This is a genomic window from Rhizobium glycinendophyticum (assembly GCF_006443685.1).
GTDB lineage: Bacteria > Pseudomonadota > Alphaproteobacteria > Rhizobiales > Rhizobiaceae > Allorhizobium > Allorhizobium glycinendophyticum.
On the sequence record NZ_VFYP01000002.1, the window covers coordinates 23229 to 35770 of the forward strand.

At 62.2% G+C, this 12542-nt stretch carries 9 protein-coding genes; 4 read left to right on the forward strand and 5 right to left on the reverse strand.

Features of this window, described 5'->3' with window-relative positions; all coding sequences use genetic code 11:
- Positions 1 to 53 precede the first annotated feature (53 nt).
- The 4 genes from mutT to FJQ55_RS14805 all read right to left on the reverse strand — a co-directional run bounded on the left by mutT (position 54) and on the right by FJQ55_RS14805 (position 3419).
- Positions 54 to 467, reverse strand: a complete 414-nt coding sequence (gene mutT / locus FJQ55_RS14790; RefSeq protein ID WP_140829356.1) for an 8-oxo-dGTP diphosphatase MutT — start codon at positions 465 to 467, stop codon at positions 54 to 56.
- Complete coding sequence (locus FJQ55_RS14795; protein ID WP_140829358.1) at positions 464 to 1243, reverse strand: GNAT family N-acetyltransferase; 780 nt, start codon at positions 1241 to 1243, stop codon at positions 464 to 466. The genes mutT and FJQ55_RS14795 overlap by 4 nt, the downstream gene beginning before the upstream one ends.
- Positions 1244 to 1251: 8 nt before the next feature.
- Entirely contained in the window at positions 1252 to 2493 is a 1242-nt protein-coding gene (argJ, locus tag FJQ55_RS14800; RefSeq protein ID WP_140829360.1) for a bifunctional glutamate N-acetyltransferase/amino-acid acetyltransferase ArgJ, read from the reverse strand.
- A gap of 74 nt (positions 2494 to 2567) precedes the next feature.
- Entirely contained in the window at positions 2568 to 3419 is an 852-nt protein-coding gene (locus tag FJQ55_RS14805; protein ID WP_140829362.1) for a peptidylprolyl isomerase, read from the reverse strand.
- 245 nt (positions 3420 to 3664) lie between these two features.
- Here FJQ55_RS14805 and secA point away from each other — a divergent pair, with 245 nt between their 5' ends.
- The 4 genes from secA to FJQ55_RS14825 all read left to right on the forward strand — a co-directional run bounded on the left by secA (position 3665) and on the right by FJQ55_RS14825 (position 10562).
- Positions 3665 to 6367 (forward strand): preprotein translocase subunit SecA, encoded by a 2703-nt coding sequence (secA, locus tag FJQ55_RS14810; protein WP_140829364.1) that lies wholly within the window; start codon positions 3665 to 3667, stop codon positions 6365 to 6367.
- Positions 6368 to 6633: 266 nt separating this feature from the next.
- On the forward strand, positions 6634 to 7839 hold the full coding sequence (locus FJQ55_RS14815) for an acyltransferase family protein (RefSeq protein WP_140829366.1): 1206 nt from the start codon (positions 6634 to 6636) through the stop codon (positions 7837 to 7839).
- Between the two features lie 60 nt (positions 7840 to 7899).
- The gene (locus FJQ55_RS14820; RefSeq protein ID WP_140829368.1) at positions 7900 to 9294 is read left to right on the forward strand and encodes a lipopolysaccharide biosynthesis protein; all 1395 of its coding nucleotides are present in this window, start codon (positions 7900 to 7902) and stop codon (positions 9292 to 9294) included.
- On the forward strand, positions 9291 to 10562 hold the full coding sequence (locus FJQ55_RS14825) for a GNAT family N-acetyltransferase (RefSeq protein ID WP_140829370.1): 1272 nt from the start codon (positions 9291 to 9293) through the stop codon (positions 10560 to 10562). The genes FJQ55_RS14820 and FJQ55_RS14825 overlap by 4 nt, the downstream gene beginning before the upstream one ends.
- Positions 10563 to 10592: 30 nt before the next feature.
- Here the strand turns inward: FJQ55_RS14825 and FJQ55_RS14830 are convergent, their stop codons facing one another.
- Positions 10593 to 12227, reverse strand: a complete 1635-nt coding sequence (locus FJQ55_RS14830) for an AMP-binding protein (RefSeq protein WP_140829372.1) — start codon at positions 12225 to 12227, stop codon at positions 10593 to 10595.
- Between the last annotated feature and the right edge of the window lie 315 nt (positions 12228 to 12542).

Consider the following 12542-nt stretch of genomic DNA (forward strand, 5'->3'; position numbering starts at 1 on the left):
GCGGTGCGGGGTATAAACTTTGTATTAACGACGCGCGAAGAATTCGCGAAAGCTCACAGAAGGTCCTGGAGAAACGGGATCAGCGGCTCGTCGGCCGGCGGCATCGGATAGTCGCGCAGGGCCTTGGATCTGACCCACTTGATCGCCTGACCTTCCCGTCCCTGCGGAATGCCCTCGTAACGCCGGCAGATATAGAGCGGCATCAGGAGGTGGAAGCTCTCATAGGTGTGACTGGCGAAGGTCAAGGGTGCAAGGCACGCCACCTTGGTAACGATACCTAATTCTTCGTTCAACTCACGCACCAGCGTTTCTTCCGGCGTCTCGCCGGCCTCGACCTTCCCGCCGGGAAACTCCCAAAGGCCGGCAAGCGATTTGCCCTCAGGGCGCTGCGCAAGCAGGATGCGGTTGTCGGTGTCGACAAGCGCACAGGCCGCCACCAGCAGGATCGGCTTCTTCTTGTCGCTCATGCCCCGGCCTTCTTCCGCCAGTAATGATAGCGATAGGCCTCGGTGAAACCCATCTTGGCATAAAGCGCCAGCGCCGGCTCGTTGTCTGAAACGACCTGCAGCCAGGCTGTGCGGGCACCGCGCATCCGCGCCCAGCGCAGCGCCGTGCTCAGGATCTCGACACCGATGCCGTTTCCACGCTTGTCCGGACGCACGGCGAGCGACATCAACCCGGCAAGATCATTGTCCTGCACACAGAGCGTCGCGGCCACTGGGCCCGTCTCTGGATCTTCGATCACGAACAGCCCGGTCGGCGGCTTGATGCTGGTGATGATTTCCGCCAGCGCCGGCTTCAACGCTGGATCCGTTTCATGCACGGTGATATCGGCATCGACGAAGCGCCCGATGTCATGGGTCGGCAGATGATCCATGGTGTCGGGAAGCTCGAGCGTCGTCAGATCACAGGTCATGGTCACGACCTCTTCGAAGCACTCCCAGCCCTCGGCCGCCAGATGATCGATCAGGAGCTTCGGCGACAGCGGCGTCTGGCGAAACAGGAGCGGCCGGCCGTGAGCCTCGAAACGCCGCCCGGCCTTTTCGATCCGCAGCGCGATGTCGCGATGGTCGGAGGGATCGAGCGCGACGACACAGTTCAGCCGCTTCGACGGATGGCTGCCGGTCAGCCGCACCTGCCAGCTGCCGTCATAAAGGACGCTGCTCGCGGGCCAGGCACGGAAGCCGACGGCTTCCAGACGCCGGACGAGCGGCAGGTTCGGATCGGAAACAGATGCGTGCATTCCGGCCATCAGCTCCGGTAATCGCCGTTGATGGCGACATATTCCTTGGTAAGGTCGCAGGTCCAGACCGTGGCCGTCCCGGAACCTAGCCCGATATCGACGGTGACGGGGATGTCTTCCTTTTCCATGACGGCGGTCGTCGCAGCTTCGGAATAGTCGGGATCGCGCTCGCCGTTAACAGCGACGCGAATATCGCCGAACCAGATCGCCAGCCGGTCGCGATCCGCCATCTCGCCAGACTTGCCGACGGCCATGACGATGCGGCCCCAGTTTGCGTCCTCGCCGGCAACAGCGGTCTTGACCAGCGGCGAATTGGCGATCGAAAGCGCGATCTTCTTGGCCGCCAGATCGCTCTCGGCACCCTTCACAGTCACTTCGACCATCTTGCGCGCACCTTCGCCGTCGCGCACCACCTGCAGCGCCAGATCCTTGAGCAGATCGTTCAGCGCCGCGTTGAAGCCGGCAAGACGTGCATCATCCGCCTGCTCGACGACAGCCTGGCCATCAGCAGCGGCCGCACCGGTCGCAAACAGCAGCAGCGTGTCGGAGGTCGAGGTATCGCTGTCGACGGTGATCGAATTGAAGCTCGGCTCGACGCCGGCCGAGAGCAGCGCCTGCAGTGCAGAGGACGAAATGGCGGCATCGGTCACGACGAAGGACAGCATCGTCGCCATATCGGGCGCGATCATGCCGGCACCCTTGGCGATCCCGTTGATCGTGACGGTGATGCCATCGATCGTGGCCGAACGCGTCGCGACCTTCGGATAGGTATCCGTCGTCATGATCGCCTTGGCCGCTTCCAGCCAGAAATCGCCCTTGGCGTCCGCAGCCATCTGGTCCAGCACGCCGGCAAACTTCGTTGCGTCGAGTGGCTCGCCGATCACCCCGGTCGAGGCGAGATAGATCTCGTTCTCGCCGCAGCCCAGCGCCTTCGCTGCAGACTTGGCGGTCAGATCCGTCGCCGCCTTGCCTTTGATCCCGGTAAAGGCATTCGCATTGCCCGAATTCACCACCACGCCGCGAGCAACACCATGGCCGAGGTTCTGCCGGCAGAAATCCACGGGCGCCGACGGGCACTTCGACTTCGTGAAGACACCGGCCACGGCCGCCGGTGTATCGAAGGCCATCAGCAGCACGTCGGTGCGGTTCTTGTACTTGATCCCGGCCGCCGCGGTCGCCATCCGCACCCCACGGATGACGGGCATGTCGGCATAGGTTTTCGGAGCGAGGGGAGAAATGCTGGAAGACATGGTGCCTGGCCTGTAATGGAAGGCCCGCAAACTGCGGGCCTTTTCTAAGGATCTATGTGGAAGGTGACAGCAGCTTACTGCTGCTGTTCCTGCTTGTTGGCCTCTTCATAGCCTTTGCGCAGTGCTTCGTCGACAATCTCGACCTTCTGTTCGCTCTTGGCCTTTTCGATCAGGGCCAGATACTTGTCGCGCATGACGAGCTGGCGAACCTGCTGCTCGACGGCTTCGAAGGCCGGCGGGGCGGCTTCGCGCTTGTCCTCGAGCAGGATCACGTGGAAGCCGAACTGCGTCTTGACCGGGGTCTTGGTGTACGCACCCTTTTCGAGAGCAAACGCTGCTTCTTCGAATTCCGGAACCATGCGGCCCTTGGTGAAGTAGCCGAGATCGCCGCCTTCAGACTTGTTCGGGTCGGTCGACTTTTCCTTGGCCAGATCAACGAAGCTCTTGCCGGCGTCGAGTTCGGCGATGATCGCCTTGGCTTCTTCTTCTGTCTTCACCAGGATGTGGCGCGCGCGGATTTCTTCCTGCTTCGGCAGGCCTGCCACTTCCTTGTCGTAGCGGGCCTTGACCTCTTCCGTGGTCACGGCATCAACGACGTTCTTCTTGAAGAAGGCGTTGTGCAGTTCGCGCTCGGCAATATAGGCCATGCGACGCTGATATTCGGGATCGTCCTTCATGCCGGCAGCCTCGGCATTGGAGGCCAGCAACTTGACGTCGATGGCGCCGGACAGGGCGGCCACCTTCTTTTGTTCGTCGGGCAGCTGGGCGAGCTGCGGGTCGAGATTGGCGACAGCGAGGTCGAGCTCGGACTGCTTGATTTCCAGGGAGCCGACCTTGGCGACCACGGCATCCTCGGCAACGGCAACGCCCTGGAAGGCGATGAGCGAAACGCAGGCGGCAAGCACGAATTTATTGAGGCGAAGCATGAAAGACCTTTCGGATGGTGAACCGTTTGAAGACCGTTCGAATCAGGCAAAAAATTGTCAGACGCCCCACAAAAGCAGGTCTTTCCCGTGGCCCTGCGCCGTTGACATCATTCGACCCCCCTCTTATCTGTCACGCAACCTCGCGTCCAGAGTAGTTTCGGGACGCTTTGCGCCTATTCGTCTGTGCTCATAAGGGCCGGAAGACTGGGTCAACGTTATGACGAAGGTCAGAAAGGACCATCGATATGGTCAGTCTTGGTGGACTTGCGCGAAAGATTTTCGGCTCGTCGAATGAACGCCGGGTTCGCTCCTATCAGCCTCAGGTGGCCGCCATCGGCGCCCTTGAGGAGAAGATGAAGGCACTCACCGACGAGGAACTGGCGGCAAAGACGGTTGAATTCCGCGCCCAGCTCGCGGCCGGCAAGACGCTTGAAGACATCCTCGTCCCGGCCTTCGCCGTCGCCCGCGAGGGCGCGCGCCGTGCGCTTGGCATGCGTCCTTTTGACGTACAGCTGATTGGCGGCATGATCCTCAACGACAACTCTATCGCCGAAATGAAGACGGGTGAAGGCAAGACGCTAGTCGCGACGCTGGCCGTTTACCTCAACGCGCTCGCCGGCAAGGGTGTGCATGTCGTCACCGTCAACGACTACCTCGCCCGCCGCGATGCCGCGACCATGTCGAAGATGTACGGCTTCCTCGGCCTGACCACCGGCGTCATCGTGCATGGCCTGTCCGATGACGAGCGCCGCGCGGCCTATGCCTGCGACATCACCTACGCGACCAATAACGAACTCGGCTTCGACTATCTGCGCGACAACATGAAGTATGAGCGCGCCCAGATGGTCCAGCGCGGCCACAACTTCGCGATCGTCGACGAAGTGGACTCGATCCTCGTCGACGAAGCCCGCACGCCGCTGATCATTTCCGGTCCGCTCGACGACCGCTCCGACCTCTACAACACCATCGACGCCTTCATCCCGGCGCTGACGGAAGAAGATTACGAGATCGACGAAAAGCAGCGTTCGGCCAACTTCTCCGAAGTCGGCACGGAAAAGCTCGAAAACCTGCTCCGCCAGGCCGGCCTCTTGAAGGGCGAGAGCCTTTACGACGTCGAAAACGTCGCGATCGTCCACCACATCAACAATGCGCTGAAGGCCCACAAGCTGTTCCAGCGCGACAAGGACTACATCGTCCGCAACGGCGAGATCGTCATCATCGACGAATTCACCGGCCGCATGATGCCGGGCCGCCGCTATTCGGAAGGCCAGCATCAGGCGCTCGAAGCCAAGGAAAAGGTGCAGATCCAGCCCGAGAACCAGACGCTCGCCTCGATCACCTTCCAGAACTATTTCCGCATGTACAAGAAGCTGGCCGGCATGACCGGCACGGCTGCGACCGAAGCGGAAGAATTCGGCAACATCTACGGTCTGGAAGTCGTCGAAGTCCCGACCAACCTGCCGATCAAGCGTATCGACGAGGACGACGAGGTCTACCGGACCTTCGAAGAAAAGTTCAAGGCGATCATCGAAGAGATCAAGACCGCCAACGCGCGCAACCAGCCGGTTCTCGTCGGCACGACCTCGATCGAAAAATCGGAACTGCTCGCCAACATGCTGAGCCAGTCCGGGTTCAAGGACTTCAAGGTCCTGAACGCCCGCTACCACGAGCAGGAAGCCTATATCGTCTCCCAGGCCGGCGTTCCCGGCGCCGTGACGATCGCGACCAACATGGCCGGCCGCGGTACCGACATCCAGCTCGGCGGCAACCTCGAGATGCGCCTCGAGCACGAACTGGCCGAGATGGAGCCGGGTCCGGAGCGCGATGCCAAGGCCGAAGCCATCAAGGCGGAGATCGCATCCCTGAAGCAGAAGGCGCTCGAAGCCGGCGGTCTCTACGTCATCGCCACCGAACGCCACGAAAGCCGCCGCATCGACAACCAGTTGCGCGGCCGTTCCGGCCGTCAGGGCGACCCGGGCCGTTCGAAGTTCTACCTGTCTTTGCAGGACGACCTGATGCGCATCTTCGGCTCCGACCGCATGGACGGCATGCTGCAGAAGCTGGGCCTCAAGGAAGGCGAAGCCATCGTCCATCCCTGGATCAACAAGGCGCTGGAACGCGCCCAGAAGAAGGTCGAAGCGCGCAACTTCGACATCCGCAAGAACCTCCTGAAGTATGACGACGTCATCAACGACCAGCGCAAGGTGATCTTCGAGCAGCGCATCGAACTGATGGACGCGACGGACGTATCCGGCACTGTCGCCGACATGCGCCATGAAGTCATTGAGACCATGGTCGGCATCCATGTGCCGCCGAACGCCTATGCCGAACAGTGGGATGTGAAGGGTCTGAAGGAAAAGGTCGCAACCACGCTGAACCTCGACCTGCCGATCGAAGCCTGGGCGGCCGAAGAAGGCATCGCCGAGGACGACATCTACAACCGCCTGATCGAAGCTGCCGACAAGGCATACAATGACAAGGCCGAGCGCTTCGGCGCCGAACTCATGGCCTATGTCGAGCGGTCGGTCGTGCTGCAGACCATCGACAATCTGTGGCGCGAGCACATCGTCAACCTCGACCACCTGCGCTCCGTCGTCGGCTTCCGTGGTTATGCCCAGCGTGATCCGCTGCAGGAATACAAGGCCGAGGCCTTCGAACTCTTCCAGGCCCTGCTCGCCAACCTGCGTGACGCCGTGACCATGCAGATGTCGCGCGTGGAACTGGTCCGCGAAGCCCCGCCCGCACCGACCCCGCCGGCGGTGATGGAAGGCCACCACCTCGACGCCACCACCGGCGAGGACGACTTCGCCGAGGGCGCCCAGGTGCCTCCGCAGGATCGCAACCCGCAGGACCCGAAAACCTGGGGCACCGTCGGCCGCAACGAGGCCTGCCCCTGCGGTTCTGGCAAGAAATACAAGCACTGCCACGGCGCCTTCGAAAGCGTCTGATCCAGGCGCAGATACCAACCGAAGCAAGCCAGAACGCCCGCGCCAAAAACGTGGGCGTTCTGCATTTCAAGACAACGGAATCGCACGGCCCAGCATGAAGGCACCGACGCTGGGCGCAGAAAGGGCAGTTCTGCCGCCACCCGCCCCGACCTCCCCACTCGCAGGTCCCGCTTGAAGGTTTCTAAACCTTTCCCTGCGAGACTGCCGCAAGGATCGGGACGCCGCATTGCACCTCGCTCCCAATTCCACGAGGCGGGAGCGATGCCATGTCAGCTGTGCCAGGGCGCGAGCATCACTGGGATTCCCTGCGGGCCCTCTTAATGTTACTCGGCATCCCCTACCATGCAGCAATGGCCTACAACACGCGTGTCCTCTGGGATGTCCAGTCCCTCGACAAGAGCGAGGCGCTCACCCTCCTCAGCGGTTTCCTGGTCACCTTTCGCATGCCGGCATTCTTTATGGTTGCCGGCTATTTTGCCGCCATGCTGCTGGCCCGCCGCCCGCCTCTGGACTGGCAGCGCGGCCGTCTCATTCGCCTCGGCGTGCCTTTCCTCACCGGTCTCGTTGTACTTGCCCCGCCGCAGCTTTTTTTTGTCGACCTGAAGGATGCTCTGACCGGCGTCATGACCATGCCGCACGCCATGGACAAGGCAGTCTATGACGTCACCCATCCCGGCTTCGGTTGGATCATGCATCTCTGGTTCCTGCCGGCACTGCTCGCCTACAGTACGTTGATTGCGCTGACGCTGGCGCTGGTCAAGGCGAATGGCTGGAGCCAGCGGCTTCGATCGGCAGGAGATGGGCTAAGGCGCCACGGCAGCTTCGCATTGCCGGCAGTGCTGGTCTTCGCCATGCTCTGGGAAGTCGCCATCGCTCTATCGCATGTCTCGCTGCTGGCCCTGCCCTCCGCCCTTGCTTTCCTGCTGGCCCATGGCGTCGACCCCTATCTGCGATATCTGCCCTTCTTCCTGCTCGGTGTAGTTCTCCGCGCCGTGCCGGACCTGCGGTCCCATCTCGTCTGGCAGGGCGGCTGGATCCTGCCCGTGATCGCTGCCGCGTCGGCCATCGCTGCCTCGCTCCTGCGCGGCCGAACCGGCCTTGGTCTCGAAATCCTCTACAACGCCACCGATGCCATCGCCGCCATCCTGATGAGCGCCGTCCTGATCGGTTGCGCCACTCGCTTCTGGAACAGGCCCAACCTCGCGGTGGGCCGCGTCGTCGATGCCTCCTTCACGATTTACCTCCTCCATCACCCGCTGATCTATGCCTGGGTGACCCTCTTTCTCCTGGCCGCCTGGCCCCCGGTCATTGAGTTTGCGATCGTCTGCGTGGCGACGCTTTGCCTCTCCTACGGCGCACACAGCATCCTGCGAAAAAGCCGCCTCGCCCTCTTCCTTTTCAACGGAGTTCCGCTGCGGTCTGAAATCGCCCCGAAGGCACCGCCCGCCTCCGCCGAGGGCACACTTCGTTAACCCTGATGTGTCAACACTCACATCACGCCCGTCCCTGTGAGAAGTATTGCGTTCGTCACGATGACTGTTCTGGAAGCAGCGGAGAAATGGTTGCCCGCAGGCCCGGCTCTGGCCCGCGCGCTGCGTGCTGACGACGACCAGTCTCGGGCCCGGCTGATGGCCGTGGTCGCCTTCGCCATCCGGGTTTTGAGCGCCGCCATCGCCTTCGTGTCGCAGATCATCCAGGCCCGCCTGATGGGCGAATTCGAATACGGCATCTTTGTCTTCGTCTGGGTCCTCGTCGTTCTTGCCGGTAATTTTTCCTGCCTCGGTTTCCCGACGGCCGTGATCCGCTTCCTCCCGCAATACGATCTCGACAAGGCGGAGGCAGAAATCCGCGGCCTCACCATGACCGCCCGCGTCTTCGCCATGCTGAGTGCCAGCACTTTCGTGCTGATCGGCATGACAGCACTCCATTTGTTCGGTGACCGGATCGAAGGTTACTATCTCATCCCGCTCTTCCTTGCGCTGTTCGCCCTGCCGATGATCGCGCTCGGCGACGTGCTCGACGGCACGGCGCGCGCCAATCGCTGGCCGATCGTCGCCATGAGCCCGACCTATATCATCCGCCCGACGCTCATCCTCGTTTTCATGATGGCAGCCGTCAGCCTCGGCGCGCCGGCAACGGCCACCACCGCCATGCAGGCCGCCCTGGGCGCTACCTATGTCACCACCATCGGGCAATTCCTGACCGTGGACCGCAGGCTAGTCCGTCGATACGAGAAGGGCGTCCGCAAGATCGATTTCCTGGCCTGGTTCCGCGTCGCCTTTCCGATCTTTCTGATCGAGGGCTTCGGCTTCCTGCTCACCAATTCCGACGTCATCGTCGTCGGCCTCTACCTGCCGCCCGATCAGGTGGCGATCTATTTTGCGGCCGCCAAGACCATGGCGCTCGTTCAGTTCGTCTTCTTCGCCGTCAAGGCCGGCGCCACCCCGCGCTTTTCCGCACTCATGGCCGAAGGTGATCGCAAAGGGCTGGCCGGTTTCGCCGGAATTGCCGCCCGCTGGACATTCTGGCCGTCGCTGGCCGTCGGCGCGCTGGTACTTGTCCTCGGCGAGTTCCTGCTCGGCATGTTCGGGCCCGCCTTCACCGCTGGCTACATGCTGATGGCGATCCTCTTTGCCGGCAACATGGCGAAAGCCATGGTGGGTCCTGCCGAAATGCTGCTCACCATGGCCGGGCGGCAAAAGCTCTGCGTCGGCGTCTATGTGCTGGCGCTGACCACCAATATCGGCCTTAACGTCACGCTGATCCCGCATCTGGGTCTGGCCGGCGCCGCAGCCGCAACCGCCAGCGCCATGGCCGTTGAAGCCCTGCTGCTGCATCTGGCAGTTCGCCGCGCGCTGGGCGTCGTCGTCTTCGCCTTCGCCGATCCGCTCGCCCTGATCCACAGGATGGAGGCGAAAGCCACATGACCGATCGTCTCTATACCGAAAGCATGAACAGCGGCGCCAACCGCCTGATCGGCAGCCTGACCGGCGGCGACATGCGGCATGGCGCGGAAGCAGAAATCGCAGTCGGCCGCCCCGGCCGCCGCCTCAGCATCTATCCCGGCCAGATGGGATATGACCTGCAGGACGAATTGGAGCACCTGACCTACCGTGTCATGGAAGCCAATGTCTTCTTTGCCCCCCGCTTCCTCGCTCCCGCCATGCCGCGTCTCGAAGAACGGCAGGTCCGCCTTGCCGTCATCAGAGACGAGGATGAGCGCCGCTCGCGCCTGCGCATGCTCTTTCCTTACTCTGTCGAGAAGCCCGGGTTTTCTGTCGGCCCCTCGATCATCCGCATCTGGTCCAACCCCTTCGGACCACTCGGCACACCGCTGGTTGACGCCGAAGGGGCAGCCGAGACGCTGGACAACTTGCTGGAGGCGCTCGGCCGTTCGGAAGCCAAGCTTCCCGGTGTCCTCGTCTTCCCGGATCTGCGCCTCGACGGGCGTTTTGCCCAGCTCGCCCGCGCCGTTGCCATCAGCCGTGACCTGCCGCTGACCGTCACCACCACCTACGAGCGCCCAATGCTGGAAAGCCTGGACGACGGCGAAACCTATCTGCGCGCATCGCTCAACAAGAACCATCTCCGCGAGATGCGCCGCCAGTTCCGTATGCTCTGCGAGATCGGGCCCGTTACCTACAATGTCGCCCGCCAGCCTGAGGAAATTCGCGTGCGCATGGAAGAATTCCTCGCACTTGAAGCCAGCGGCTGGAAGGGTCGCAAACGTACCGCCATGGTCAATGACCGCCTGCGCGCTGCCTTTGCCCGAGAAGCGATCACCAATCTTGCCGAAGCCGATCAGGTCCGCATTCACACGCTCGACCTCGGCGGTAGGGCCATTGCCTCGATGGTGGTCTTCATCATGGCCGGCGAAGCTTATACCTGGAAGACTGCCTTCGATGAGACCTACGCCCGTTTCTCGCCGGGCAAGCTGCTCGTTGCCGATCTCACCGAATGGCATCTCGACGACGCCAACATAAGACGCACCGACAGCTGTGCAGCACCCGATCATCCGATCATGGCGCGCTTCTGGAAGGAGCGGGAAGCCATGGGCACGCTGGTAATTGGCCTGCGCTCCAACACCGACCGCGATGTCCGCCAAGTGGGCGCCCAGCTGCACATGTATCGTAACACCCGCAACATTGCCCGCATCCTGCGCGACAAGGTGCTGAACCGCCGCTTCGGCGGCTGATGAGAGCCGTTCATTTCTAAATGAACGGCTCTAGCTTGCCTTGGCGATCTCGCCATCGCGCAGGAAGCGGCGGATCACCTTGCCGCTCGTGGTGAGCGGAAGCTCGGCCACGAATTCGATCTCGCGCGGATATTCATGCATCGACAACCGGTGTTTCACCCAGTCGCGGATCTCGGCGGCAAGCACCTCCCCCGGCCCAAATCCCGGCTGCAGCACAACGAAAGCCTTGACGATCTCGGTCCTCAGCGCATCCGGCTTGCCGATCACCGCCGCCAGCCGCACGGCCGGATGTCCGCTCAGGCAATCCTCGACCTCCGCCGGCCCGATCCGATAGCCGGACGAGGTGATGACATCGTCGTCACGTCCGAAGAACTGCACATAGCCCTCCTCGTCCTGCCGCCCGAGATCCCCGGTCTTCATCCAGTCACCGATGAATTTCGCTTCGGTCGCCTCGGCATTATTCCAGTAGCCCAGAAACATCACCGGATCCGGCCGAAGCACCGCGACCTGCCCCGTCTCGCCAGCCGGCAGAAGCCGCCCCTGCTCATCGATGATCGCCACCTCATGCCCCGGCACCGCCTTGCCGATGAAACCGCCCTTCGTCACACCCAAATGCGCGGCCGAGGACAACACGAAATTGCACTCTGTCTGGCCGTAGAATTCGTTGGGCACGATCCCGAGCGCCGATTTCACCCATTCATAGGTCTCGCGCCCCAGCGACTCTCCCGCCGATCCAATACTGCGCAGGACCAGGTCATACGTGTCGCGCGGTCGCTCAACTGCCTTCAGCAGCCGCAATGCCGTCGGTGGTATGAAGGCGTTCCTGACCTTCATCTCCGCCATGATCCGGAAAGCCATATGCGGATCAAACTTTTGCGCCGGCGACGAGACGACCGGCACGCCCAGCATCAGGGCCGGTAGGAGTGCGTTGAGCAACCCGCCCGCCCAGGCCCAGTCCGACGGTGTCCAGATCTTGTCACCCGGCTGCGGCAAAAATTCATGCGCCAGTTGAAAGCCGGGAATATGCCCAGCCAGCACCCGGTGTCCATGCAGAGCGCCCTTCGGCGGCCCCGTCGTGCCCGACGTATAGATCATCAGGGCCGGCTCATCAGGACCGCTCTCGACCACGTCGAAGACAGACGGCTGCCCATCGAGGAGGGCGGCAAAGCCCGCGACACCCTGCGCGGAACCATCAATCGACACAATCTCGCGCAAACCCGCCAGCCGTTCCCGGATCGGCTTGAGCCGCGACAGGCCGAAACCATTCGTCACAACAACGCTCGCGCCGGCATCCTTGAGCCGATATTCGAGCGCCTCTTCACCGAACAAAAGCGCCAGCGGCAGCGCGATCGCGCCCATCTTGTAGATCGCCACATGGGCGATGACCGTCTCGAAACACTGCGGCAGAAGCAGCGCCACCCGATCACCGCGCTGAACGCCGAGGCCGGACAGGGCATGGGCAAGCTGCGCCGATTGCGCGGCAAGCGCGCCATAGGTCATCGAAAGATGCTGGCCATCAGGAGAAAAGTGTTCAAGGCAAACCCGATCCGGCGCTTTCGCCGCCCAGTCGTCCGCCACCACCCGGCCGATGTTGAAATTTGAAGGGATCTCCCAGCGGAAATCGCGGCGAAGATCGTTGAAGCTATCGCGAGGTGCAAGCAGCATGGCCAGGGGTCCGTGTCCTCATGCCGGCTGTGCTAACATCCATCTCGCAGCCGCACAATGTTCCTACTGCAACAGCGTAAACGAAGGCGAGTGCCAGCCATGGCAATGCTCTCGGGAGCCGCCCAGTTTCGGTACGACAAGAAGAGCCTCCGTCAGGAGGGAATGAAGCTGCACAAGCGCTCTGCATCAGAAAGGTCGCCGACGGGTTTGGACTGCTTTCGCGACCGAATTCGATCAATCTTGATCTTGATTTTGATCCCGATGCCGATGCCGATGTCTCGACCAACTGATGCAGATGCAGATGCAGATGCAGAT